Genomic DNA, 26,587 nt, shown 5'->3' with positions numbered 1-26,587 from the left:
CTCACACTCTCTTTTTTGGTCCGCAATTCCGACTGGGCCGGCAGCAGATAGTTGGTAAGTATCGTTCAGCGCACAGTATTTCCCGATGTACGCTGACGCCAGGCGAGAACATTATCGCTAACGTCGCTAATGGCGCGCCGGACTGACATGTCCCCGATTCCGGGCTAAGGAGTATAAGGAGTGGACCCCGGAATTACAAACGCGCAACCCCCAAAAAGCCCGCCATATCAGCGACTGCAGACCGCTATAATGCTAATTGACAAAATCGATTTTGAAGCGCAGAAAGCTCTGTGTAAAGCCAGCTTCCAGATCATACCCACATCAGTGCCACTCACCTTTTCTGGGTTCGTGCATTGACAAAAAAAGCCAACTACCTATATTTTGCGGCCAGCTTTCATAACAACCAGAGTGGAGAATATAGCGGGTGCGAGCAACACACACCGGGAAATTTTCAGCCACCCCATTGAATTATCGAAAGAATTCTAGCCTGAAGGCACGCTAGCGCAACCCCGTACCTACCCTACAGTGACGGAACGTGCGCAACCTGTGCAATAATACGCGCCACTTCGCGCTTTAAAAATGCTGAAAATAGGAGAGCCCCATGACCGACAGAACAGCCACGCTTTCGGTGGGTGACAAATCAATTGAGCTGCCGGTTTATTCAGGCACCACCGGTCCCGACGTTATCGATATTCGGGCTTTGGTTCAGGAAGACGTTTTCACCTACGATCCCGGCTTCATTTCGACTGCGGCCTGCGAATCAAAAATTACTTATATCGATGGCGCTAATGGTGTTCTCCTCCACCGGGGTTACCCTATCGAGCAACTGGCAGAGCATTCTGACTATCTGGAAGTCTGTTTTCTGCTACTGCACGGAGAATTGCCGACCCCTGAGGAAAACCAGCTTTTTCGCGATACTGTGAAAAATCACACCATGATCCACGACCAGATGCGCAATTTCTTTAACGGCTTCCGTCGTGACGCGCATCCGATGGCGATCATGTGTGGCGTTGTAGGAGCCCTCTCGGCTTTCTATCACGACCAGATGGACGTCACCGATATCCATCAGAGGGAAATTACCGCTCACCGGCTGATCGCGAAAATGCCCACGATTGCGGCCTGGTGCTACAAATATGCCAATGGTCAGCCCTTCATGTATCCGCGGAATGACCTGTCTTACGCCGAAAACTTCCTGTACATGATGTTCGGCACTCCTTGTGAAGATTACAAGCCTAGCCCGGTGCTGGCCAAGGCCATGGATCGTATTTTCATTCTGCATGCCGATCATGAGCAAAACGCCTCAACCTCCACAGTGCGGTTGGCGGGCTCCACCGGTGCTAACCCCTTCGCCTGCATTGCCTCGGGTATTGCTGCGCTCTGGGGACCAGCCCACGGCGGCGCCAATGAAGCCGTGCTGGCTATGCTCGCCGAGATTGGCGACGAAGCAAATATCGAGAAGTTTGTTGCCAAAGCAAAGGACAAGGATGACCCGTTCCGCCTGATGGGTTTCGGTCACCGGGTATACAAGAATTTCGACCCGCGGGCGAAGGTCATGCGCCAAACCTGTCACGAAGTGCTTTCAGAGCTCGGGCTTGAAAATGATCCTCTGCTCAGAATCGCCCAGCGGCTGGAACAGATTGCCCTGGAAGACGACTATTTTGTCGAGCGCAAGCTTTACCCCAACGTGGATTTCTATTCCGGAATCATACTGAAAGCCATGGGTATTCCAACCTCAATGTTCACTGTGATCTTTGCATTGTCACGGACCGTTGGCTGGTTCTCCCACTGGAACGAAATGGTCAGCGGTGATTATCGTATTGGCCGCCCTCGCCAGCTATATACTGGCGAAACGGCTCGCGATTTCCCGAAGAAGTAGCATCCGGACGACGCCAAAAGAAGGGCCGCTGACATCAGCGGCCTTTTTTTTTGTTTCGCCTCCACCACAAATAATTGTTAAAAGTACTACACGGGCACCCTCCAACAACAACTAACTGGAGTTTTCAATGAGCACAACTGTCACATTTCTCGGACTGGGGGTTATGGGCTTCCCCATGGCCGGCCATCTGGCCCATGCGGGTTTCAACGTCAGGGTTTATAACCGCACGGCAGCAAAGTCACAGCAGTGGGCCGAACAGTATGCAGGAACCGTCCATGCAGATGTGCCGTCCGCCGTTGCAGGTGCGGAGGTCATTCTCACTTGCGTAGGCGCAGACCCGGATTTGATCAGTCTGTATGAAGGGCCAGACGGGATCATTGCAAACGCAGCCGCTGGCGCGGTTCTGGTAGACCACACCACGGCCTCAGCAGATGTGGCTGAACATCTGGCTGCCAAAGCCAGGGAAGCGGGTCTCGGTTTTGTCGACGCTCCGGTTTCAGGTGGCCAGCAAGGCGCCGAGAATGGCCAGTTGACGATTATGTGCGGTGGCAGCGATGCCGATTTCAGCCGGGCCAAACCGGTGATGAACTGCTACGCGAAGGCCCTCAACCTGATGGGGCCCGTAGGCTCCGGCCAAAAAACCAAAATGGTCAATCAGATTGCTATTGCGGGCTTGCTGCAGGGTCTGTCAGAAGCGCTTCATTTTGCTGAACGGGCAGGACTTGATGCGGAAAAAGTCGTGGAGGTTATATCCCAGGGTGCGGCCCAATCCTGGCAGATGAACAATCGCGCCGGCACCATGCTGGCCGGAAAGTTTGATCACGGCTTCGCCGTAGACTGGATGCGCAAGGACCTGTCTATTTGTCTTGATGAGGCAGAGAGAAACGGCGCGGCCCTGCCCGCAACGGCCTTAGTGGACCAGTTTTACGGAGATGTCCAGGCCATGGGTGGCCGGCGCTGGGACACCTCATCACTGCTTGAGCGGTTACGGCGTATCCGTCCCGTCTAGGCATAACGCCGGGAAGCCTCGAAGCGCCCCGGCACCAACGCAAGGTGCCGTGGCGCGCTCATCAGGCGTCTGCAGTCCATTTACCTTTACTGTAATAAGCCCGCCAGCCCGTAGCCTTGCCATCCTTCTCGCTCATTACGTACTGCTCTTTCGTCTTGCGACTGTAACGAATGATCGCCGGGTTTCCTTCCGGATCTTTTTCCGGCGCTTTCATCAAAAACCCATACTTCGGATCGATCTCATCCTTGTGAGGTTTGATTTCCTTGACCAGAGGAGCCCGGGTTTCCCGATTCTTGGGGAATTTGCTGGCCGCCAGAAACAATCCGGAAGCACCATCCCGCAATACGTAAATGTCATCCACTTTTTCGCATTTCAGCTCCGGCATCGGAACCGGATCCATTTTCGGAGGAGCTGGCTCACCACTTTTCAGCAATTTACGGGTGTTTTTACAGTCATCATTGGTGCAGCCAAAGTATTTCCCGAAACGCCCGGTTTTAAGCTGCATTTCGGAGCCACACTTGTCGCATTCCAGTGTCGGCCCATCATAGCCCTTGATTCGGAAGGTGCCTTCTTCGACTTCATAACCCGAACAATCGGGATTGTTGCCACACACATGCAGTTTGCGGCCTTCATCAACCAGATAGCTGTCCATCGCTGTGCCGCACTTCGGACACCTGCGTTTTTTGCGCAGCAAACGGCTCTCACCCTCGCCCTCGACATCATCGTCGGCACTGACCACTTCATCGCCGGAGGTAAGGTTAATCGTGGTCTTACAACGCTCTTTCGGAGGCAATGAATAGCCTGAGCAACCCAGGAATACCCCGGTACTGGCAACCCGGATCTGCATCGGGCGCTGACAGGTCGGGCATGGAATGTCGGTTTCGGTGGGCGTGTTGCCGCGCATACCTTCTTCGTCCGAGCCACTGGCTTTTTCCAGTTGCTTACTGAAGCGTTTGTAGAAACCATTCAGCACATTTTTCCAGTCCACGTCACCGGAGGCAATTTCATCCAGTTCTTTTTCGAGCCGTGCGGTAAAATCGTAATCCATCAGATTGGAGAACGACTCTGACAGCCTTTCAGTGACGATATCGCCCATTTTCTCAGAATAGAAACGGCGGTTCTGGAGCTTTACATACCCCCGGTCCTGAATGGTTGAGATAATGGACGCGTAGGTCGATGGCCGCCCGATGCCCTGTTTCTCCAGCTCTTTTACCAGGCTCGCTTCCGTGTAGCGTGGCGACGGCTTGGTAAAGTGCTGGGTGGGCTCCAGCTTTTCCAGGGTCAGCGCCTGATTCATCTTGATATCCGGCAGCGCAATGTCCTCGTCTTTCTTGGCAGATTGGGGTGCTGCCTTGAGGTGGCCATCAAATTTCATGATGCGGCCACGGGTACGAAGCTCATAATCACCGGCAGCAACCGCAATAGACGTACTCAGGAATTCGGCATCGGCCATCTGGCACGCCAAAAACTGACGCCAGATCAGGTCGTACAGCTTCTCAGCGTCTTTCTCCAGCCCACTTATATCCGCCGGCCTGCGAGCCACATCGGAAGGCCGGATGGCCTCATGGGCTTCCTGAGCGCCTTCCTTGCTTCCATATACCCTGGGTGCCTCGGGAAGATAGCGCTTATCAAACTGCTTCTCGATATATTCCCGGCACGAAGCGACCGCGTCCAGACTCAGATTGGTGGAATCCGTACGCATATACGTAATATAGCCGGCCTCATAGAGCCGCTGGGCCAGCATCATGGTTTTCTTGACGCTGAAGCCTAACCGATTGCTGGCAGCTTGCTGCAGCGTCGAAGTGATGAACGGTGCGCCAGGCTTTGAGCGGGTCGGTTTGTCCTCGCGCTTTGATACCTTGTACTGGCTCCCTTGCAGGCGATCAACGTGGGCCTTGCTCTCAGCTTCACTGACCGGCCGGTAAGCCTTGTCGCCGTATCGGGTGACTTCAAAACGCACCGGTTGCGGACTGCCCTCTGCACCGAGGTCTGCATGCAATTGCCAATACTCTTCTGGTATAAACGCCCGGATTTCACGCTCGCGCTCAACAATCAACCTGACCGCGACAGACTGTACCCGCCCTGCGGACAGACCTCGCGCGAGTTTTGCCCAGAGCAGCGGTGACACCATATAACCCACTACCCGATCCAGAAACCGTCTGGCTTGTTGGGCATTGACCCGATTGGTATCCAGAGTGCCGGGGTCTTTAAAGGCTTCATTAATCGCCCGCTTGGTGATTTCGTTGAATACCACCCGCCGGTATTTTTCGGGTTCCCCACCAATGGTTTCCTGAAGGTGCCATGCGATGGCTTCCCCTTCTCTATCCAAATCCGTAGCCAGATAAATGTGATCGGCAGATTTCGCTAACCGGACCAGCTCGTTAACGACCTTCTCTTTGCCGGGCAAGATCTCATAACGAGCGCGCCAGTTCTGGTCTGGGTCCACACCCATGCGCGCAACCAGCTGCTCACGGGATTTGCGCTTTTTATAAGCGGCCTTTTCTTCCGGATCCATTTTCCGGGTCAGGGCGGCCAGCCGCGCCCTTTCTTTCGGGTCACTGGTGGAGCCGCTGCCACTGACTGGCAGGTCACGAATGTGCCCGACACTGGATTTCACAATGAAGTCGGAACCCAGGTACTTGTTGATGGTCTTCGCTTTCGCTGGTGACTCGACTATGACGAGACTCTTACCCATATCGGAGATCGTATCCTTGGAGATGATCGGTTTAAAACCGGCGAACCATAAACTTGCTGAGAATCAGACTGCTAGAAAAAAGTTTAGCTGCCACTGTATATAGGAGGTCTGTTTTACAGGGTCAAGATAAGCAAAACAACCCATTATTTAACGCAGACAGGGCTTTTGTCCCGCGCTGTTTTGGTGTGCAACCCTGTTTTCAAAAAAAAAAGCCCGGCGTCGCCGGGCCTTCTGGTTATGCACACTGACGGATCAGATGCGCTCCCAGACTGTCGCAATACCCTGACCAAGACCGATACACATGGTGGAAACACCCAAGGTACCGCCTTTGGCTTGCATCACGTGCAGCAAGGTGGTGGAAATGCGTGCTCCCGAGCAGCCCAGGGGGTGCCCAAGTGCAATCGCGCCACCATTCAGGTTGACCTTTTCTTCCATCACATTCAGAAGCTTCAGATCTTTCAGCACCGGCAAAGATTGCCCTGCAAACGCCTCGTTCAGCTCCCAGAAGTCAATGTCGTCAACTTTCAGGCCTGCCCGTTTGAGCGCTTTTTTGGTAGCAGGCACCGGACCGTAACCCATGATTGCAGGATCACAGCCAGCAACCGCCATACTGCGAATCTTTGCAATCGGCTTTAGACCAAGGGCCTGCGCCCGCTCGGCGGACATCAGAACCATGGCAGCCGCACCATCCGTCAGCTGAGACGAGGTACCCGCTGTGACTGTACCGTTCTTGGGATCAAACGCAGGGTTCAACTTGCCCAGGGACTCTACCGTTGTGTCTGGACGAATGGTTTCGTCGTTTTCGATCAGGACGCGAAAGCCGTTTTCATCATGCCCTTCGATGGGGATGATCTCGTTCTTGAAACGTCCTTCTACCGTGGCTTCGTGAGCCAGGCGGTGAGAGCGTGCCCCGAACTCATCCTGCTGCTGCCGATTGATGCCGTGCATCTTGGACAGCATTTCGGCTGTCAAACCCATCATGTTTGACGCCTTGGCCGTGTACTTGGAAGCCGCAGGGTTGTGATCGAACCCTTCGGTCATCGGTACGTGGCCCATGTGCTCAACGCCACCGATAACAAAGGTATCGCCGTTGTTGGTCATGATTGCCTGCGCCGCCGTGTGAATCGCTGACATGGAAGAGCCACACAAGCGGTTCACGGTTTGCGCCGCAGCCTCATGGGGGATGCGCGTCAGCAATGAAATCTGACGCGCGACGTTGAAGCCCTGCTCTTTGGTCTGGTTTACACAGCCCCAGATCACATCTTCAACATCTTTCGGGTCGAGCTTCGGATTGCGCTCAAACAGCGCTTCAATCAGGACGGCCGACAGGTTTTCTGCACGTACATTGCGGAAACACCCGTTTTTGGCACGACCCATCGGACTCCGTACGCAATCGACGACGACAACGTCTCTCGGATTAAGGCTCATAGATCTTTCTCCGTTCGGAAATCTCGTTCAGGATCAGCCAAAGAACTTTTCGCCAGTCTTGGCCATTTCACGCAGCTTTTCGGTCGGATGATACAAAGGACCTAAATCTGCAAACTTGTCTGCCAGTTCGACGAATTCGGCAACGCCCGTATCGTCGATGTAACGCAGTGCACCACCTCGGAACGGCGGGAAGCCGATACCGAAGATCAGACCCATATCGGCATCTGCCGGTGCTTCCACGATGTTGTCTTCCAGGCAGCGAACGGTTTCCAGGCACAGTGGGATCATCATCCGCGCGATGATATCCTCATCGCTGAACTCGTTATTGGACTGGACCACAGGCTTCAGCAGCTTGTAGGTTTCCTCGTCCACAACTTTCTTCTGCTTGCCTTTACGATCCAGCTCGTACTTGTAGAAGCCCTTATCGTTCTTCTGGCCATAACGATTGTTATCGAACATCACATCAATAGCCGTGGTGCCTTCATGCTTCATTCGGTCCGGGAAGCCTTCGGCCATAACGTCGCCAGCATGCTTGCCAGTATCCATGCCCACCACATCCAGCAGGTAAGCCGGGCCCATGGGCCAGCCGAATTTTTCCATCACCTTGTCTACGTGCTGGAAATCAGCGCCGTCACGGACCAGATTAACGAAGCCGCCGAAGTATGGGAACAACACGCGGTTAACCAGGAAGCCCGGGCAGTCGTTGACCACGATGGGCGTCTTACCCATAGCTTTGGCATAAGCCACTGTGGTCGCGATAGCGCGATCACTGGTCTTCTTGCCACGGATAACCTCAACCAGAGGCATCATGGGCACCGGATTGAAAAAGTGCATGCCACAGAAGTTTTCAGGACGCTTGAGATTAGCCGCCAGTTTGTCAATGGAGATGGTCGAGGTATTTGATGTCAGGATGGCGTCCTCACGGATGGCGTCTTCCGTCTCGCGCAGTACCGCGTCCTTCACCTTAGGGTTCTCAACGACAGCTTCAACAACCAGGTCTACATTCTTGAAATCTCCGTAGTTCAGGGTCGGAGTAATGCTGTTCAGTACGTCAGCCATCTGGGCAGGCGACATCTTGCCCTTATCCACCCGCTTGGTCAGAAGCTTCTTGGCTTCTTTCAGGCCCAGGGCAATACCGTCCTGGTTGATATCCTTCATGATGATGGGCGTGCCTTTCAGTGCCGACTGGAAAGCCACACCGCCACCCATAATGCCAGCGCCCAATACGGCGGCGAGCTTCACATCATTGGCCTCTTTTTCCCACGCCTTGGCCTTCTTTTTCAGCTCCTGGTCGTTCAGGAACAGGCCAACCAGACAGGCAGCAACGTTGGTCTTCGCCATTTTGGCGAAGCCTTTGGCCTCAACCTCGATCGCTTTGTCGCGGGTCAGGCCGGCATGCTTTTGCATGACCTTGATGGCTTCAACCGGCGCCGGGTAGTTGCGACCCGCTTTACCCGCCACAAACGCTTTGGATATCTCGAACGCCATCATGCTTTCCATGGCATTCAGTTTGATCTTGCCTTTCTTCTCTGCCCGGCGTGCGTGGTAATCAAATTTGCCTTCATTGCACTCATTGATAATGGCAACAGCGGCTTCTACCAGCTTGGCGGGCTCCACAACAGCATCGACGGCACCGACTTTCAGGGCGTCATCGGCCCGGTTTTCGGTTCCGCCGCAAATCCATTCGACCGCATAGTCCACACCCACCAGGCGTGAAAGGCGAACGGTACCACCGAAGCCCGGGAAAATACCCAGCTTTACTTCCGGCAGGCCGACTTTGGCTTTCGGAGCCATAACCCGATAGTCCGTTGCCAGACACATTTCAAAGCCACCACCCAAGGCCATTCCGTTGATGGCCGTAACGGTGGGGAAAGGCAGATCTTCAATGGCACTGAAGACTGCGTTGGCCTTGAGGTTGTTGGCAACCAACTCTTCTTCTGAACCTGCAAACAGCTCGGTGAACTCGTTAATATCTGCACCGACAATAAAGCTGTCTTTGGAGCTGGTGACGACAAGACCCTTCAGGCCTTTTTCAGCTTTCAGCTTCTCGGCTGCGGTGCCTAGCTCTTCGATAGTAAGGCGATTGAACTTGTTTACTGACTCGCCTTGCAAGTCGAAGTCCAGCTGAGCGATTCCGCCTTCGATCTTTTTAACCGTGATGGCTTTACCTTCGTAAATCATCAACTGATCTCCAGTCTGTGTTGGGAACTGCGTGCGGTCACCGGGAGAAACCTGGCCGGTGATCCGATTAAGCAGCGATTTCGGTCACTGCCCGGTCATTCGATTCAGAATTCATACAGTCGTTTGAATCGAGAGGGGCACACGATGAAAAAAAACGGTCCGTTTGTCAATTTGTTTCTTACAAGCCCGGAGAGACAACCTGAACGCCAGCCTGCCTGCAAGCACCGGAAACTAGCAAATTAACTAAAATTATTCAGCGGGTTAATGCATAAATGTTAGAAACTACTGTCATTTTGAAGGCTACCCGTAAAACTTCTTTACAATTTATACCACCGTACCAAACAGAAAACTGCTTGATTGGGCGACCTACTTACTTTACCTTCATCATCGAACTTTAGTCTAACAGTCTGGCATCCGTTTTAAGGTGGCCGCAGACAAGATCGCCCGCCATGACCGGAAAATGCAGGCGATACCGCACTTGGCCGGTTTGGCGGGGCTACAATAACAAAATCGCACCAACGGAGAACCTATCCGATGAAAAACGCTCGACTCGGTAACCACTCATTAATCGTCGGCGTTGTCCTGCTGTTGCTCGCCTCTTTTGGCACAAGAGCTGATGAATCAGTTCTGCTGACAGATCTTCATACCTTTCGCATCAGTAATTTTGTTGGCCTGGCAGCCTACTACCAGTTCAGTGCAAGTGGTGACACGGTCATCCTCAACGAAGTAGTTGCAAGCGTTAATAGTGCCAATAATTCCATCAATGCAATTAATGAGAACAACTCAGAGGTGCTGACAGAAGCTCAGCTAGCCGGATTAACCACTGAGTTCGACAAGTACAAGGAACTCATGAGACAGAATATCAACGATGTCCGGCAGCAAGGTTATCCGGATATGCGACTGATGTCTGAAATGGCGAATCAGGCCCAGGCTCTCAGTACCATCTCGACCAAACTGTACACGCGTGCCCGTGAGAGTTCCCGGACCGATAGCGACCGGCGTATTGAAGCGGCTCGTTCAGCGGCCGTTCTGATGGCCCAGATGATGTCTAAATATTCTGCACGTTCCAATTCTTCAGTAGCCCAGACTTTTCAGGGAGCGGATACAGAGGTTCCACTTGATGAGCAAGCAAAGGTTTTTGATGCCCTGATGGTTGAACTGAAGGCCGATGACAACGCGGGCGGCCTTAAGCAAGCCATTGATGGGGTATCATCAAAATGGCAGTTCATTCGCAGTTCCTACATCAATTACAACGACGACAACGTGCCCTTCATTATTGACCGTTATTCAAAGGGTATTCTCGAAGGCCTCAGCGAAACCATCGGACTGCTGCATCAGCCTGTTTGACGTATAAAGGACGTAGCCCAAGCTGCGTCCTTCTACTGCTTATTTGCCAATCTCTCCCGCTCCCTGTCTCTTCAATGTTCTGATATTTCCCCGAAAATTTGACCTGCCTCCATGTGAGAATAACGAAACTGGCCTAAGATTAAGAATGAAATACGTGACTCACTATCATTTAATGAAGGAGAGCAGGCATGGCCGTATACGGTAAAATTCTTGTTGCAATTGATCTTACGGAAGAGGCTCCTCAGGTGCTGGAGAAAGCGAAGGCGATAAGAGAGTCCAGCGGTGCGGAAATTATACTTGTGCACGTGGTAGAACCCGTTGGTTACGCTTACGGCGGTGACATACCGATGGACCTGACCGAACTGCAAGAACAGCTCGACAAAGCAGCCAAGGCTCAACTGCACTCATACGGTGTCGAGTACGGTGTACCGGAATCAAACCAGATTGTTACGGTTGGGCGGCCGGAATCCGAGATTCACAGGCTGTCTGAAGAACTGTCGGTTAATTTGGTGATTGTAGGCAGCCATGGCCGCAAGGGCTTTCAGCTACTGCTGGGGTCTACCGCGAATGGAGTACTTCACGGGGCCATCTGCGACGTGCTGGCGGTCAGAATTCACTGATCAGATCCGGGTATCGCCCTGCATACGCGCGTCAAGTTTGCGAAGCTGACTTTCAAGAGCAAAGCTCACGCTTGAAGCCATCGAGAAAAAGTTCAGCAGGGCCTTGAGATTGCTGTCGCCTTGGCAGACGGAGTGAATCCGCTGCCAGAGTGCCTGATTGACCAGTTGCAGCCGTTGATTGCGCTCAACCAGCCCATTGAGCTCCCAGTCCGGTTGGCCGCCGCTACGCTTGTCAAAATACTGTTGCAGCAAATAGTGGGAAACGCTGCGCATGATAAATTCGTCTGTGGTGGCAAACGGCAAGTGATGGATAGCCATGGGCTTGAGTTCTGACAGCAATGGGCAACTACTCATTGCCATTTTCAGGCCCAGCAATGAACGTAATGCCTCCTCCAGAGTCGTGCTCTTCTGATAGCTGCGACGCTCGTCTTTCACTGTCACGCTAACGTCCTGATAGGCATCCTCAGCCTGAAAAGCCTCTACTACTGGCAGCATTTCCACCGCCGCAGGACAATAAGCCCCCGGGGAAGGTTTGAGGGGGCAGTTCGAGCACTTGCAATGTTCCAGGCGAGTCCATTGCGGAGCCAGCCCAACCCTTTCTGGAGCCGTGCTCCCCGGCTGATCGCTTACCCGAAATTCAAAAGACCGGTTATCCGCTAACCGGAATGAATACAAGATATTCATCAGGAATCCTGTTCTTCCAGCGCCATCCACCGCTCGATGGTTTGTTCCAGCCGGGCTTCAACTTCAGCCAGCCGATCCAAAGCAGCAGTCACATCTCCAGATGGCCGTGAGTAAAACTCGGGTGCAGAGACTTCCGCACGTATCGCCTCAGCCTCACCTTCCAAGACCTCTATCTTGCCTGGCAACTGCTCCAACTCATGTTTCATCTTGTAACTGAGCTTGGCCTGCTTCTCGGCTTTCGGCGCAACAGGTTTCGGAGCCTGCCCCCTGGCTTTTGGTGTTCCGGTCGATGCCTTACCACTGGGTTTGCCAATTTTCTCTTCAGCGGGAAAGCGCCCCTTCTGCCTACGCCAGTCACTGTAGCCACCGACAAAGTGCTTTACCTCACCGGTCCCGTTCAGAAACAGCGTATCGGTCACCACATTGTCGAGAAATTCACGGTCGTGGCTGATAACCACGACGGTGCCTGCAAATTCGACAAGCTGGGATTCCAGTAGCTCAAGGGTCTCGACATCGAGATCGTTGGTGGGCTCATCCAGTACCAGTATGTTGGCAGGTTTGCTGAAGAGCTTTGCCAACAACAACCGCGCCCGCTCGCCACCGGAGAAAACGCTGACCGGTGAACGGGCACGTTCCGGGGTAAACAGGAACTCCTGCAGATAACCCAGGACATGCTTGCTCTGACCATTGATATCAATGAACTCCCGCCCTTCGGCGAGGTTATCCAATGCGTTCAGGGAAAGATCCAGCTCTGCTCTGAGCTGATCGAAGTACGCAACTTCCCGGTTAGTACCCAGACGTATGATTCCGGCTGTCGGCTCCAACTCACCAAGAAGCAGGCGCACGAGCGTGGTCTTCCCCGTGCCGTTTTCACCGATGAGACCAATCTTGTCACCACGCATCACGGTCAGATTCAGGTTGGAAACAATCGGGGTGTCGGCGTCATAGCCAAAAGCGGCAGCTTTTGCCTCCACCACCAACTTACCGGATCGCGCAGCATCCTCAACGGCAAAGTTTGCAGTCCCAGTGCGCTCACGCCGCTGCTGGCGCTCTTCGCGCATGGCCTTGAGCGCCCTCACACGGCCCATGTTCCGGGTTCGTCGTGCTTTGATACCCTGCCTTATCCAGACTTCTTCCTGCTTCAGACGCTTGTCAAAAAGCGCATTCTGTCGCTCCTCCTCTTCCAGCGCTTTTTCCTTCAAGTCCAGATACCGATCGTAGGTCGCGGCAAAACTGATCAGATGGCCGCGATCAAGTTCTACCACCCTGGTCGCCATACGCCGAATAAAGGCTCGGTCATGACTGACAAACAGCAAGGCTCCACGAAACTGGCTCAGGGCCTCTTCAAGCCACGCAATTGCTGGCACATCCAGATGGTTGGTGGGCTCGTCCAGCATCAGGATATGGGGTTCGCCAACCAGTGCACGAGCCAGCAGTACTCGTCTCTGCCAGCCGCCAGACAGTGTGTTCAGGGTTTGGTCAGGGTCGATACGGTACTGCGCCAGAATAGCGTTCACTTTCTGATCGAGGCGCCAGCCATCCAGTGCTTCAAGTCGCTCCTGAACCTTCATCAACTCGTCAAGGCTGCGCTCGTCCGCTGATTGCGACAACGTATGAAACTGTGCCAGCAAGCTGCCCGTTTCCGGAAACGCGCTGGCTACGACCTCATAGGCCGTTCTCCGATCCTGGGCCGGAAGGTTCTGCGGCAACACGGCTAGCACCGCGCCTTCGTCCAGCCGAACCCTGCCCCCATCCGGTATAACCTCTCCACTGACAATTTTGAGCAGCGTGGACTTGCCTTCGCCATTCCGGCCCAGCAGACAGACCCGTTCGCCAGGGTCAATCGTCAAGGATGCATGATCCAGTAACGGCTGCAGGCCAAACGACAGGGACAGATCATCCAGGGTCAACAACGGCATTATTACTTTGCTCCAAATTCATCAATCGATACGGCATCACCCGGAGAGATCGGGCCTTCACCATCGTGTAGTGCGTTCATTCCAAATATCACACCGCCGGGTTGCAGGCGGTAGCTCCCAAGGGTACGAAGAGGCTGCTGGTCAGCCGCTTTGATGCCCATATCGGGATCCACTGTCGTCATCACGCAACGGGAACAGGGCTTCACCAGGTTGAATCTGGCCGACCCAATTACCAGTGTCCGCCAACGATCTTCGGCCCAGGGCTCAGAGCCTGTAACCACAATGTTGGGGCGGAACCGGCGGATATCGACTTTATGCCCAAGACGGGCGTTAAGCTCATCGAGCGAGGCCTGGTTAACGACGAGAAAAGGAAACCCGTCTGCAAAACCTACCCGGCGACGCTGCCTGACCCATACCCGGTCGACAGCGCGAAAAGTCAGCTCCGTCATAAAGACCACATCCACTGCCACGCCGAGAAAATTGCTCAGGCCTTCCGCCGGCCCGGCTTCTGCACGTTGGGCGGCAACCCAGTCCTCCCAGACCATAACGTTACGGGCTTCGGCACTGGCAGCGAGCGTGAAGCGCCCCTGTCCCGGCACCTCAATCGACACCACTCCAGCCTCCACGGAAATACCGACGCGCGCGAGTGCCGGATAATTACGCTGGGTAATAAACTGTCCGAACTGGTCGGTAATCATCCACCGACGGTCGCCCGCGGGACCGAAATCATCGAGCTCCATGCGTTCAAGTTTAATGCCGGGAAGCGATTTTACCGGGTAGTAGTACAGTGACTGAACCTGCATGGCTCACCTGCCTCATCAAGTCCGATTATGGATCCGTCTGGAGCACGCATTTGCTTTTTGGCATTATGGCGGCGACCTTTGCGAGCAGTATACGCGAGAACGGGCGCCAGTTGGGTGGCAGGCAGTCGACCCTTAACGAAAAAACCCAGCCGTTTCGGGCTGGGTTTCCGGAATCTGGAGCGGGAAACGAGATTCGAACTCGCGACCCCAACCTTGGCAAGGTTGTGCTCTACCACTGAGCTATTCCCGCAATTCTGGCTGTCGATTGGCGGTGTAGCTCGACAACGGAAACGGAGTATACGTAGCCCGTTTAACCGGTGCAACACTGATTTCATCAATATGCTCCTCGCCTGCCAAATACTTCCCGGGCAATGGTTGTTTACTGACCGAAACGCTTTCCATGCCCCGCGAGATAAGCCTGTTCTTCAGCCGAAGAGCGTCGCTTCAGGGCGTGGTTCCGGTGTGGGAAACGACCGAACTTGTCAATGATATCGTGATGATCACGGGCCGACTGGAGAAAGCTCTCGAGAAAGACCCTCAAAATTCCTTCAGAGGACGCCACTAGCTGCTCGTATCGTTCAATGGCGATATGATGATCTTCCAGCCGTTCGGAATGCTGAAGTGGCATATAGAAGAAGCCGCGACAAACGGGGGGCAAATCAAGGTCCTGGGATTTCTCCATAGCCTCTTTACAAATCCTGATCGCCAGTTTGTCATTGCCAAACGCCAGGGAAGTCCCCCTGTAGATGTTTCGCGTAAATTGATCCAGTAAAATGAGCTCCGCCAGGGTACCGCCGGATTCCTTGCGCCAATGCGCCAACCCCCCTTCCGAAGCAAGAAGCGTCATGGAAAGAAACCGGCGGCGAATCTCCTGATCGAAGGCCTTGCTGGACCGGAACCAACGGTTACGGTGGAATTCGTCAGGCAATCCCATGTCATCAAATTCACCGAACCAGAAATCCAATATTTCCCGCCATCCGAACATATCAGGTAGACCTCCGGGTTCCCTCGCGCAAAACGCGTTACAATTATTAAACGACGAAGCGGCCCATACGGCTCAATTCAAGTAACCAGGGAGTTAAAGGGTTCATGTCCGAGCAGCATATAGTGATCTTACTCGCACATGGTAGTAGCGATCCAAAGTGGTGCGAAACCTTTGAAAAGCTGGCAGCCCCCACCATTGCCGCTGTGCCTGACTCGATTGTTGCCTACATGGAACTTGCAGAGCCCTCCATGGCATCCATTGTTGCGAATGCTGTCAAACAAGGCTGCAATCAGTTTACCGTCATGCCTCTTTTTCTTGCTGTGGGCAGGCACCTCCGTAAGGATGTCCCTGAAATGATCAGCGCCATGGAGTCAGAGCACGGGGTTAAAATCAATCTGGCGCCGCCAGTCGGTGAGAACCCGCAACTCGGGATCGCAATCAGGGCGGTGGTCGAAGAGACCCTGAAATCATCTCGCGCAGGAAGATCCTAAAGTGAGGCATCATGAGTAAAACCATTCTGATAACCGGTGGAACCGGGTTTATCGGGCAGCGGCTGTGCCCCACTTTACACGCCAAAGGCTACGACATCACGGTGCTCAGTCGGCAAGCAGTTCCGGATGTCCTGGCCTTGTGCGGGCGTGTCTCGGCGATACAGTCGCTGGATCAGGTGAAAGGCCACAGAGGATTTGGCGCAGTGATCAACCTGGCCGGAGAAGGTATAGCGGATAAACGTTGGACGCCGCAGCGTAAACAAGCATTGCGGGACAGTCGAGTAGCCCTCACCGCTGAACTCGTCAGTGTCATCCGCTCATGGAAACAATCCCCGACTGTTCTGGTGTCCGGCTCCGCGGTGGGTTTCTATGGGGCGCAGGAATCTGAACCCGTCACCGAAGACACGGCTCCCAAGGACGAGTTTACTCATCAATTATGCCGGGATTGGGAGCAGGCAGCGCAAGAGCTCAGCGCGGATGGAGTCAGGGTCTGTCTATCCAGAACCGGGGTGGTTGCCGGCCCGGGCGGTGGTTTTCTACAGCGAATGCTGACCCCCTTTAAACTGGGGCTTGGAGGTCGCCTTGGGCATGGCAATCAATATATGCCGTGGGTTCATCGTGACGACGTGGTCGGTGCACTGGTCTGGATGCTTGAGAGGGAGTCAGCCCAAGGCCCTTACAACGTTGTCAGTCCCAATCCCGTCACGAATCGTGAGTTTACTCATACCCTGGCAGAGGTCCTGCACCGACCAGCCATCTTCCCGGCGCCCGCTCCAGTACTTAAAATAGCACTAGGAGAAATGTCGCGCCTGTTACTGACTGGCCAACGCGCGATCCCCTCTCGACTCTCCTCCGAGGGTTTTGTGTTCGAGTATCCTGACCTTAAACTGGCCCTCGAGGATGCCACTCGCCAACACACTATTCGATAAACTGAAGTTCTGTATAAAAAACAACCTGTAACAGAAGTTTTTCACAAAAAGGTTTGACAGCCCAAAGTACCTTACTTACTATACGCGCCACCTCGACGAGGCAAGTTTTCGAACGATGCGTCCCCTTCGTCTAGTGGCCTAGGACACCGCCCTTTCACGGCGGTAACAGGGGTTCGAACCCCCTAGGGGACGCCACTATCATGAACGTTCACTCTGCAACTCCCTTAGCTGGCCTCTGAGCCGGCGTTTCTGTTTACAGACTTCTCCTTTCCTTTTTTTCAAATTTTTCAGCTTGTTAAACAGCGTCTGGCGTTAAGTACTGCTATAGTTCGGTGGTACCTAACCTACGGTTAATTGTTGCCGTTCAGAGTATACAAAATTACGCAACGGGACACCTTCGACCCATACACTCACCGGCTCCGGTGAAACAGGCTGACTGAAATTCGCAGTATGCAGAAACTGTCAAAACGCTTGCAACAGTTCCGTTCCAGCTCGCCGCTGTCATTCAGGCTATTGGCTTACATCCTTCTATTCAGTTCACTGTTCACTCTGGTAGCTTCAGGCATCCAGATTTACACCGACTTCCGAAAAGACGTCTCACTCATTGACGAGCGCATGTCGGTTATCGAAACAAGTTACGCCAGCAGCTTATCCCGCAGTTTATGGGCGCTTGATCAAAAACTGCTTCAGGTCCAGATGGAAGGCATCCTCAGCCTACCTGACATCATCCATCTCCGATTACGGATTCTCCCGGACTCGGAACTGGTCATGGGAGAAAAACCGCGGGATATTGCCACCAAAGAACGCACCTTTACTCTCTCCCATGAGGGCGATGCACGCTATGACCTTGGTGAATTGACGATCACTGCCAGCATGGAAGAGATCTATACCAACATGCGCCGCAAGGTACTGGTCATACTGACCACTCAGTTTTTCAAGACCTTCCTTATTTCTATACTGATTGTGTGGATATTCCAGTATTTCGTGACCCGTCACCTCTCTGCCATGGCGACCTATGCCCGGAACTTTTCACTGGATAGCCTCGACGAACCGTTGAAGCTTGATCGCGCGAATACGCCAACCAATCTCCGGGACGAGCTAGCCCAGGTTACCGATGCCATTAACCAGATGCGTGAACGACTGAATCAGGACATTGCACGACAAGAACAGGATGCTGCCCAGATCCGCAAGTTGTCCATGGCCATAGAACAAAGCCCTTCTTCAGTGTTGATCTGCGACCGGCAATGGCATATCGAGTTTGTGAATCAAAAGTTCTCCCAACTGACTGGCCACCAGGCATCCGACATCAAGGGCAAGCACCCGGGCATGCTGACCGAGGAACCCTTCACTCAGCGGGAGAACAAACAACTGTGGCAGACAATTCGTCTGCAGGTACAGCGTGTCGGTGTTTGGCAGGGCGAGGTCAACAGTGTCCGTAAAAACGGCGAGCGCTTCTGGGAGCAGGTGGTTGTCACGCCCATCAAGGATTCAGAAAGCAAAGTTACCCACTACCTGATTCTGGGTGAAGACATCAGCATTCGTAAGCGCTACGAGCAGCAACTGCTTCGCCAGGCAAATTACGACATCCTGACCGGATTGCCGAACCGGATGCTGGCACTTGATCGCCTGAAGCTCGCCCTTGCCCAGGCCCGAAGGGAAAACACGCTGGTTGGCGTAATGTTCCTGGATCTGGACAATTTCAAACACATCAACGACACCATGGGCCATGACGCCGGCGATAACCTCCTGATCGAAGCAGCCCGCCGTATCTCCAGCTGTCTTCGTGGAACCAGCACCGTAGCGCGCCTGGGGGGTGATGAATTCCTGGTGATCCTGCCGGGATTGGCAGGGCCGGACTCTACTGAGCAGGTCGCTGACCGGATTCTCCATACCTTTGTACCCCCGTATCTTGTCGGCGGGCAGGAAGTGTTTGTTACGACCAGCATTGGCATCGCCATTTATCCAACGGATTCCGACAACAGTGGCACCCTCCTCCAGCATGCCGACGCCGCAATGTACCAGGCCAAGAGCAAGGGCAAGAGTGCTTATGAGCGGTTTGCACCAGAGATGAAAGAAGTCTCCCACGAGCGATTGCAAATTGAATCCCGTATGCGACGCGCCCTTGAACTGAATGAGTTTGAGCTCTATTACCAGCCTATCGTTGAAACGGCTAGCGGTCTGCTAACCGGCGCGGAGGCACTGATTCGCTGGAACAGCCCCGCCATGGGGATGGTCATGCCCGACAAATTCATTCCATTGGCAGAAGAAACCGGCCTGATCACCCCGATCGGACAATGGGTTCTGGTCGAAGCCTGTAACGCCGCCGTGCGCTGGGAAAAATCCACAGGGCATAAACTCAATATTGCGGTGAATGTCTCCCCGAGGCAGTTCAGGGACCCCGGGTTCGTAGAAGCCGTCATGAGCGCCATCCAGGATTCGGGCCTCGAACCCCGTCAGTTGGAACTGGAGATAACAGAGCGGCTTATTCTCGACAACACCATTGAAACGGCGGACATCCTTCGTCGGCTTGATCACGAAGGTGTGCGCCTGTCCGTTGATGATTTCGGTACCGGTTTCTCAGCGCTGAGCTATCTTAAAACCTACCCTTTTGACACCCTCAAGATTGACAAATCATTTGTCCGCGACATCATGACCGAACAGGATGACGCCTCCCTCGTCAAAGCCATTATTAACATGGCCCACAGTCTCGGACTGAAAGTAATTGCCGAAGGTGTCGAGGAGGAGACTCAAACTCATTTCCTGCAGCAGGAAGGCTGCGATTACGCTCAAGGTTATTTTTACAGCCGCCCGGCACCAGAGAGTGAGTTTGAGAACTGGATTCGCACCAACCAACGCGGCGAAATCTGAGCGACATCCTGAAGCAACCCAATAACAGACCAGGAACCTCATGGACCGATGCATCCTAGTTATTAACTGTGGCAGCTCATCCCTGAAAATGGCGATTTTTTCAAGCAAGTGCGAATTCATTGCCAGCGCTATTGCTGAACGCTTGGGGCAACCAGGGGCCAGCGCAAGTGTTAAAGGTAGACGGACCGAAGTGACTCTCCCCCAGCATGCTACCCATGCGGACGCCCTGTCGGCGTTGATCGAATGCTTCCACGAAAACAACACCATTACCAACGGCCTGCTCGCCATCGGGCACCGGGTGGTCCACGGCGGAGAAACCTTCAGCCAGCCCGCGTTAATCGACGACACCGTCATCGAAAGCATACGGGCATGTGAGAATCTGGCGCCGCTCCACAATCCGGTGGGCCTTGCTGGCATTGAAGCCACCCGGTCCCTATTCCCTGATGTGCCTCAAATTGCCGTGTTTGATACCGCGTTTCACCAGAGTCTCCCGCCGGTAGCCTACCTGTATGCTCTACCTCGATATCTTTATATGGAGCATGGTGTCAGACGATACGGTTTTCATGGCACCAGCCATCGATTCATGCTGACCGAGGCTGCACGTATACTGCAGAAGCACGAGGCCGATACCTCAATTATCTCAGCCCATCTCGGAAACGGCTGCAGCGTCACGGCGATCCGCAACGGCAAGAGTGTCGACACCAGTATGGGACTGACCCCATTGGAGGGCCTGGTCATGGGGACACGAAGCGGAGATGTTGACCCCGGTCTGTTCGATTATCTGCGCCGCAAAGGATTCAGTGCCGAGACGGTCCATAACATTCTCAATCAGGAAAGTGGTTTGCTTGGGCTCTCGGGCATCACAAACGACATGCGCACCCTTATTGAACAGGCAGACGATGGCAGCGAAGCAGCACAGCAGGCACTTGATGTGTTCTGCTTTCGGCTGGCTCGCTACATCGGCGCCATGATGGCATCACTGGAACAGCTCGACGCATTGGTTTTTACCGGAGGAATAGGTGAAAACAGTGAACGGGTCCGTGCCCGGACTCTGGACCATCTTCTTTTATTGGGTTTTAAAATAGATACTCCGGCGAACAGAGTTCACGGCGACGCCTCAGGCGGCCACATTGAAGCCACAGCCAGCCGATTCCCGATACTGGTCATCCCTACCAATGAGGAGCTGGTTATCGCACAGGCTGCCCTCAAGGGCGCCAAAAACGTGCATGACTGATTTCAAATTCTGACGCCCGGCACATAAAGGACCTCTCCATGGCCAAAAATCTGTTTATCGCACCCACGGCCCCGAATTCAGGACTTACCTCTGTTTGCCTTGGCCTCGTTCGGGCACTGGACAGGGTGGGCGTGCGCGTGGGATTTTACAAACCGATTGGGCAGTACTCTGACAAGACCGGTGATGAAGACCCCTCTATTGCATTCATCAAGGCCACGACCGACCTGACACCGCCCGCTCCCATAAGCCTTCAACATGCACAGACTCTGCTGAACAAAGAGCATTCCAATATGCTGATGGAAGATATTGTCGGCCATTACCATAAAGCGGCTGACGATCTTGATGTGGTTATTATCGAGGGCCTGGCGCCGGACCGTCTTGAGGCATATACGGCCCGACTGAACGTCGAGATCGCCAGGAACCTGGGTGCAGAGGTAGTGCTTGTTTGCGCTCCCGAGAACCGCAGTGCCGGCGAACTTGACGAATGGCTCGACTTTTCCGCCCGCCTGTTCGCCGATCCCGAAGACCCGGATGTCATTGGCGTCATTCTCAATAAGGTCGGAGAACCTGTACGCTCCACCTTTGCCCCCCTTACCGGCACCCAAGTTCTTCCCGAACCCCCTGACTATGCCCGGGAATGCAATGTATTCAGCGAAGGCGCACTAAGGCTTCTGGGAACCATTCCCTGGCAGCCAGAGTTGCTTGCCCCCCGAGTATCGGATATTGCCCGCGGCATCAATGCCGAAGTACTCAATGAAGGCCAGATCCTCGAGCGCAGGGCTCAGAAGGTTACCATCAGCGCCCGCACCATTCCGAATATGGTCGAGACTCTTGGCCCCGGCACCCTTGTGGTGACTCCCGGAGACCGGGAAGACATCCTTGTGGTGACAGCTTTGGCAGCCCTCAATGGCGTCCCCCTGGCCGGACTGTTGTTTACTGGCGGCCTGTTGCCGGACAAGCGCACCCTCAACGCCTGCCAGGGTGCGTTTAACACCGGCTTACCGGTGCTTCATGTCTCCACCAGCACCTATGAGACCGCCAGTTTGCTGGCAGGTTTGCCGACGGCGGTACCTGCTGATGACCTGCCTCGTATAGAGAAGGGTATGGAGGCGGCTGCAAAAGAAATCGACACCGATTGGTTGCAGAATCACCTCAAAATTGAGCGCGCGAGGCGGCTCTCACCACCGGCATTCCGCTATCAGTTATCCGAGAAAGCCCGTGCTGCAGCGAAGCGAATCGTCTTGCCCGAGGGCAACGAACCCCGAATTGTGCAAGCGGCCATCATCTGCCACCAGCGCAAGCTGGCTGAATGTGTGCTGATAGGTGACCGTAGTGACATTGAAACCGTAGCCCGCTCCCATGGCTATACCCTGCCCGAGGAACTGGAAGTGATTAACCCGCAGGAGGTTCGTGGGGATTACGTTAGTGCGATGGTGGAGCTGAGAAAACACAAAGGGCTTGCACCGGACATGGCTGCCGCCATGCTGGAAGATAACGTCGTACTCGCCACCATGATGGTGGCCCTGGATGAGGCTGACGGACTGGTGTCCGGTGCTGTTCACACCACGGCTAATACCGTCAGGCCCGCTTTACAACTGATTAAAACCCACGATCATGCCAAGGTCGTTTCGTCGGTCTTTTTTATGCTGCTGCCCGAGCAGGTGCTGGTCTACGGCGACTGTGCCATTAATCCGGACCCGAATGCGGACGAGTTGGCGGATATCGCTATCCAGAGTGCTGATTCAGCCGCGGCGTTTGGCGTAACTCCGGTTGTTGCGATGATCAGCTACAGCACCGGTGAGTCAGGTAGCGGGCAGGATGTCGACAAGGTGCGGGAAGCCACCCGGATTGCCCAGGCTCGACGGCCGGACCTGTTGATCGACGGCCCTCTGCAATACGATGCGGCAGCCAACGCTGATGTTGGCAAAAGCAAAGCACCGGACAGCAAGGTAGCGGGTAAGGCGACAGTCTTCATTTTCCCGGACCTGAACACCGGGAACACAACCTATAAAGCCGTGCAACGCAGTGCGAACGTTATCAGCGTCGGCCCTATGCTGCAGGGTCTCAGAAAACCGGTGAATGACCTGTCTCGGGGGGCAATGGTGGAAGACATCGTGTTTACCATTGCGTTGACAGCCGTTCAGGCCCAGCAGGCCGAAACCAACGTTTGTTAAGGGACACTAGAATTTCTTTTTACTTTTCATCCTTGGCTTTTTAAGCGGTTTGCCCTGCTTGATATCTTTATCCTGTTTGACCTTCTGTCGGGGTGTCATACGGTTAACCCGATTGGCATAAGGATTCTCGCTGGACTTGAACTCAAACCGTATAGGGGCACCCCGGACTTTAAGGACACGCCTGAAAGTATTTTCGAGATAACGTTTGTAAGCCCCTGGCAACGATGCCGTTTGGTTGCCATGAACTACAATGATTGGGGGGTTTGAACCACCCTGGTGCGCATAGCGGAGCTTGATGCGATGGTTGTGAACCATGGGCGGCTGATGCTGGGAAACCGCATCTTCGAGAATAACCGTCAGTTTGTTGGTCGGCCATTTGGCCATTGTCGACTCATAACAACTGGCGATCGAATCGTACATCACACCGACGTTCGAGCCATGCAGGGCCGAAATATAATGTTTGTCTGCAAAGTCGAGGAACTCCAGCCGTCTCCGGACCTGCTCCTTCACTTTGTCTTTATCATCAGGATCCATACCATCCCATTTGTTGATCGCTACAACCAACGAACGTCCGGCTTCCAGCACAAAGCCGATCAGATGCAGGTCCTGATCCACCAGTCCTTCCCGGGCATCCAGCACCAGAATTACAACATGGGAATCTTCAATCGCTTTCAGGGTCTTGATGATCGAAAACTTTTCAACGGTTTCGTGAACATTCTTCCGGCGACGAACGCCCGCCGTATCAATCAGCGTGTACTGTTCCCCATGGCGTTCATACGGGATATAGACGCTGTCACGTGTGGTTCCGGGCATATCGTAGACCACAACGCGCTCTTCGCCCAACATCCGGTTTACCAATGTGGATTTGCCAACATTGGGACGTCCGACAATACCGATTCGAATACCTGGGTAAAGATCGGCACGGTCCTGTTCCGCCATATCTTCGGCAGATGGCAGCAGGTCTTCCAGCATGGAACGGATGCCACGATTGTGGGAAGCCGCTACCTGATACACCGAATCAAAACCCAGACTGAAAAAATCACTGCAGGCGATGTCCGGATCCATACCGTCGGTTTTGTTGACGACCAAGTGCGCCCGTTTGCCTGTGCGGCGCATTTGGTCAGCAATCAGCTCATCACCGGCGGTTAGGCCGGCTCGGCCGTCGACCAGAAACAGCACAATATCTGCCTCTTCAATCGCCAACACCGATTGCTTCGCCATCTCGGCGTCCAGACCCTGCTCGTCGCCCGTCAGACCCCCGGTGTCAATCACGATAAATCGCTGGCCTTCGAAATTGCCTTCTCCGTATTTGCGGTCACGGGTCAAGCCTGGAAAGTCAGCAACCAGCGCATCCCGCGAGCGGGTCATTTGATTAAATAGCGTTGATTTACCGACGTTAGGTCGGCCAACCAGGGCAATTACTGGGGTCATAGGGTTCCACTACCAAAGGAAATCGGGGCCGAAAATTCCGGCCCGGTCTGAATATTTTTAATCGCGCTGACGAAGTTCCAGCAGGGAAAGCCGGCCACCGTTGCTGTACACGAAGAACCCGTCCTGCCAGGGTTGCATGGGCACCCGCAGGCCTTCATCGTCAAATTCAAGCTGCCCCTGCAGGGAGCCGTCCAGCAACGAGAGTGCATGGATATAACCTTCAAAATCACCTACCAGCAGATAGTCACCTTGTACCAACGGTTGGGTCGGCTGACGCCATGACAGTTTTTCCTGGTTCCAAAGGACTCTGCGCGTGGCGCCTTCCAGTGCGACGACATCGCCATTAGACTCGGAAAGGAAAATATTGCCATACGCAATTGCCGGGGTTTGAAGGCTGGAGGTACGACGGCTCCATATTTCCTCGCCGTTGCGCAGGTCAACAGCGGCCAGTTTACCCTGATATCCGGTGACCAACACGGCGGTGTCGAGAACCAACGGCTGACTCGCAACGTCTACCAGTCGCTCAAGCTCGGTCCGGCCCTTCGATTCACCGACGGTGTATTGCCAAAGGGGCTGGCCGTTCTCCGAGGACAAGGCAAAAAGCTGACCATTGGCGAACGATACCAGGGTTAATTCATTGCCCACCAAGGGTTTGGCGGTGGCCCGGAGAGTAAGTACCGGCACCACGCCATCGTACTGCCAGCGTTTTTCGCCATTCGCAATATCAAAAGCAAGAACCTTCCCGTCAATGGTCTGGACAACCACTATAGAGCCATTGGACTGCGGCGCCGCCAGAACCTCATTGGGCAGGCGAACTTCCCAGCGTGTCTCGCCCTCTTCCTTGCCAAAAGCAACCAATTTAGCGTCGCGGGAGACCAGATACAGTTGGTCCAGATCCCCCCCTACACCGGCCATAATTTCCTGGTCCAGTTCCTGCCGCCAGTTGACTGCACCATTCTCGGGATTAACCGATACAAACATGCCATCGGCTGAAGCCGCAAAAAGAACATCGCCTTGAATGAGCGGCTCCAGGTGCAGGTGCTGTTCATCATGGCCTTCGCCGACAGTCATCGTCCAGATATAGTCAAACTCCACCGACTCCACTACGTCCGGCACCGGATCTGGCTGTTCAAAAGGCTCATTGGTGCTGCATCCGACGATCATCGCTGATAGCGTCAGGAAAGCAGCAAAACGCCAAACTGAGTGGGCGCCAAAAGGCATTAAAGGTTCTCCCCCGCCGCGAGATCAGACAATTTGAGCTCCAGGAGGCCATTTTGTCCGCTAGTCGATGCTTCCCTTGCAGAACGATAAGCCTCTTCAGCTGCCGCCCGCTCGCCTTTGGCCAACAGGATGTCGCCCTCCAGCTCCAGGTAAATCTCGGCGAATTCACCGGTCTCATCCGCTCCATTTAACGTTTCCAGAGCGTCATCATGCCTGCCAGCAGCAAACTGGGTCTGGGCGAGCCGGCTTCTGACGATCAACTCCAGCGCGCTGCCCTGCTCGACACGAGCATGAGCCCATTCCAACGAGGCTTCCGCCGCTTCGGGATCAGATTGATCCATCAATTGTTGCTGTGCCAGGATCAATGTGGCGTAGATGGCATAAGCACTGTTTTCAAAGTTTTCCTGAAGTTCTTTGGCGAGGTACCCTACCGTTTCTAAACGCTCTTCGTCGTTGTTTTCGCTGAGTGAATTCACCAGATTGCTGAATTGGGCGGCGGCCAGGCTGCGTTTTTCAGCCTGACTGTCTTGCCAGGCCTGCCATCCGAAGACGATTGCCAGTGCCGCTACAATACCGATCAGGAGTGAGCTGCCATTTTTCTTCCACCAGTTCTTGATCGCTTCAACCTGTTCTTCGTCACTACGCAACTCAGCCATAATAACTCCTGAAAAATCTGAATATTCGTTTTTGTA

Annotated in this window: 19 protein-coding genes, 2 tRNA genes and 1 pseudogene; 10 read left to right on the top strand and 12 right to left on the bottom strand. The window is 54.1% G+C overall.

Going from position 1 to position 26,587, the window contains the following annotated elements; translation table 11 throughout:
* Window positions 1-601 precede the first annotated feature (601 nt).
* Window positions 602-1,876, top strand: coding sequence for a citrate synthase (gene gltA, locus F6Y09_RS12335; protein WP_152207232.1), 1,275 nt, complete (start codon window positions 602-604; stop codon window positions 1,874-1,876).
* Window positions 1,877-2,003: 127 nt separating this feature from the next.
* Window positions 2,004-2,885 (top strand): NAD(P)-dependent oxidoreductase, encoded by an 882-nt coding sequence (locus F6Y09_RS12330; protein WP_152207231.1) that lies wholly within the window; start codon window positions 2,004-2,006, stop codon window positions 2,883-2,885.
* A 61-nt stretch (window positions 2,886-2,946) separates the two neighbouring features.
* Here the strand turns inward: F6Y09_RS12330 and topA are convergent, their stop codons facing one another.
* The 3 genes from topA to fadB form a co-directional block, all read right to left on the bottom strand.
* Window positions 2,947-5,580, bottom strand: a complete 2,634-nt coding sequence (gene topA / locus F6Y09_RS12325; RefSeq protein ID WP_152207230.1) for a type I DNA topoisomerase — start codon at window positions 5,578-5,580, stop codon at window positions 2,947-2,949.
* Between the two features lie 252 nt (window positions 5,581-5,832).
* Window positions 5,833-7,008, bottom strand: coding sequence for an acetyl-CoA C-acyltransferase FadA (gene fadA, locus F6Y09_RS12320; RefSeq protein ID WP_152207229.1), 1,176 nt, complete (start codon window positions 7,006-7,008; stop codon window positions 5,833-5,835).
* 33 nt (window positions 7,009-7,041) lie between these two features.
* Window positions 7,042-9,189, bottom strand: a complete 2,148-nt coding sequence (gene fadB / locus F6Y09_RS12315) for a fatty acid oxidation complex subunit alpha FadB (RefSeq protein ID WP_152207228.1) — start codon at window positions 9,187-9,189, stop codon at window positions 7,042-7,044.
* A 588-nt stretch (window positions 9,190-9,777) separates the two neighbouring features.
* On the opposite strand from fadB, the gene F6Y09_RS12310 reads away from it, so the two are divergent.
* Both F6Y09_RS12310 and F6Y09_RS12305 read left to right on the top strand, forming a co-directional pair.
* The gene (locus tag F6Y09_RS12310; RefSeq protein WP_246180516.1) at window positions 9,778-10,536 is read left to right on the top strand and encodes a hypothetical protein; all 759 of its coding nucleotides are present in this window, start codon (window positions 9,778-9,780) and stop codon (window positions 10,534-10,536) included.
* 188 nt (window positions 10,537-10,724) lie between these two features.
* Complete coding sequence (locus tag F6Y09_RS12305) at window positions 10,725-11,156, top strand: universal stress protein (protein WP_152207226.1); 432 nt, start codon at window positions 10,725-10,727, stop codon at window positions 11,154-11,156.
* Here the strand turns inward: F6Y09_RS12305 and F6Y09_RS12300 are convergent, their stop codons facing one another.
* The 6 genes and pseudogenes from F6Y09_RS12300 to F6Y09_RS12280 form a co-directional block, all read right to left on the bottom strand.
* Window positions 11,157-11,840 (bottom strand): DUF6901 family protein, encoded by a 684-nt coding sequence (locus F6Y09_RS12300; RefSeq protein ID WP_152207225.1) that lies wholly within the window; start codon window positions 11,838-11,840, stop codon window positions 11,157-11,159.
* Window positions 11,840-13,117: an ATP-binding cassette domain-containing protein gene (locus tag F6Y09_RS12295; RefSeq protein ID WP_425481850.1), complete on the bottom strand. Its 1,278-nt coding sequence runs from the start codon at window positions 13,115-13,117 to the stop codon at window positions 11,840-11,842. The genes F6Y09_RS12300 and F6Y09_RS12295 overlap by 1 nt, the downstream gene beginning before the upstream one ends.
* A 159-nt stretch (window positions 13,118-13,276) precedes the next feature.
* Window positions 13,277-13,693 (bottom strand): annotated as a pseudogene (locus F6Y09_RS20855) (ATP-binding cassette domain-containing protein); the annotation flags it as partial.
* A 68-nt stretch (window positions 13,694-13,761) separates the two neighbouring features.
* Complete coding sequence (locus F6Y09_RS12290) at window positions 13,762-14,562, bottom strand: MOSC domain-containing protein (protein ID WP_152207223.1); 801 nt, start codon at window positions 14,560-14,562, stop codon at window positions 13,762-13,764.
* A 175-nt stretch (window positions 14,563-14,737) separates the two neighbouring features.
* Window positions 14,738-14,812 (bottom strand) — tRNA-Gly (locus tag F6Y09_RS12285).
* A 129-nt stretch (window positions 14,813-14,941) separates the two neighbouring features.
* A complete protein-coding gene (locus tag F6Y09_RS12280) occupies window positions 14,942-15,547 on the bottom strand; it encodes a DUF924 family protein (RefSeq protein ID WP_152207222.1) in 606 nt (201 codons plus the stop codon).
* Between the two features lie 104 nt (window positions 15,548-15,651).
* Between F6Y09_RS12280 and F6Y09_RS12275 the strand changes: the two genes are divergently transcribed.
* The 6 genes from F6Y09_RS12275 to pta all read left to right on the top strand — a co-directional run bounded on the left by F6Y09_RS12275 (window position 15,652) and on the right by pta (window position 23,243).
* The gene (locus F6Y09_RS12275) at window positions 15,652-16,038 is read left to right on the top strand and encodes a sirohydrochlorin chelatase (protein ID WP_152207221.1); all 387 of its coding nucleotides are present in this window, start codon (window positions 15,652-15,654) and stop codon (window positions 16,036-16,038) included.
* Between the two features lie 11 nt (window positions 16,039-16,049).
* Entirely contained in the window at window positions 16,050-16,967 is a 918-nt protein-coding gene (locus F6Y09_RS12270) for a TIGR01777 family oxidoreductase (protein WP_152207220.1), read from the top strand.
* 119 nt (window positions 16,968-17,086) lie between these two features.
* Window positions 17,087-17,162, top strand: a tRNA-Glu gene (locus F6Y09_RS12265).
* A gap of 255 nt (window positions 17,163-17,417) precedes the next feature.
* Window positions 17,418-19,835 carry a bifunctional diguanylate cyclase/phosphodiesterase gene (locus F6Y09_RS12260; RefSeq protein ID WP_152207219.1) on the top strand — a complete coding sequence of 806 codons (2,418 nt, stop codon included), beginning with the start codon at window positions 17,418-17,420 and terminating at the stop codon, window positions 19,833-19,835.
* Between the two features lie 40 nt (window positions 19,836-19,875).
* Window positions 19,876-21,069, top strand: coding sequence for an acetate/propionate family kinase (locus F6Y09_RS12255; RefSeq protein WP_152207218.1), 1,194 nt, complete (start codon window positions 19,876-19,878; stop codon window positions 21,067-21,069).
* A 38-nt stretch (window positions 21,070-21,107) separates the two neighbouring features.
* Entirely contained in the window at window positions 21,108-23,243 is a 2,136-nt protein-coding gene (gene pta, locus F6Y09_RS12250; protein WP_152207217.1) for a phosphate acetyltransferase, read from the top strand.
* A gap of 6 nt (window positions 23,244-23,249) precedes the next feature.
* On the opposite strand, the gene der is transcribed toward pta, so the two are convergent.
* From der to F6Y09_RS12235, 3 genes are read right to left on the bottom strand one after another with little or no spacing between them, the layout of a single operon-like run.
* The gene (gene der / locus F6Y09_RS12245) at window positions 23,250-24,674 is read right to left on the bottom strand and encodes a ribosome biogenesis GTPase Der (protein ID WP_152207216.1); all 1,425 of its coding nucleotides are present in this window, start codon (window positions 24,672-24,674) and stop codon (window positions 23,250-23,252) included.
* Between the two features lie 57 nt (window positions 24,675-24,731).
* Window positions 24,732-25,895 (bottom strand): outer membrane protein assembly factor BamB, encoded by a 1,164-nt coding sequence (bamB, locus tag F6Y09_RS12240; RefSeq protein WP_152207215.1) that lies wholly within the window; start codon window positions 25,893-25,895, stop codon window positions 24,732-24,734.
* Window positions 25,895-26,551 (bottom strand): YfgM family protein, encoded by a 657-nt coding sequence (locus F6Y09_RS12235; protein ID WP_152207214.1) that lies wholly within the window; start codon window positions 26,549-26,551, stop codon window positions 25,895-25,897. Before F6Y09_RS12235 ends, bamB begins: the two co-directional genes overlap by 1 nt.
* Between the last annotated feature and the right edge of the window lie 36 nt (window positions 26,552-26,587).

The organism is Marinobacter changyiensis (assembly GCF_009193265.1).
In the GTDB taxonomy this organism is placed as follows: Bacteria; Pseudomonadota; Gammaproteobacteria; order Pseudomonadales; family Oleiphilaceae; genus Marinobacter; species Marinobacter changyiensis.
This window is presented reverse-complemented; position numbering and strand designations above follow the sequence as displayed.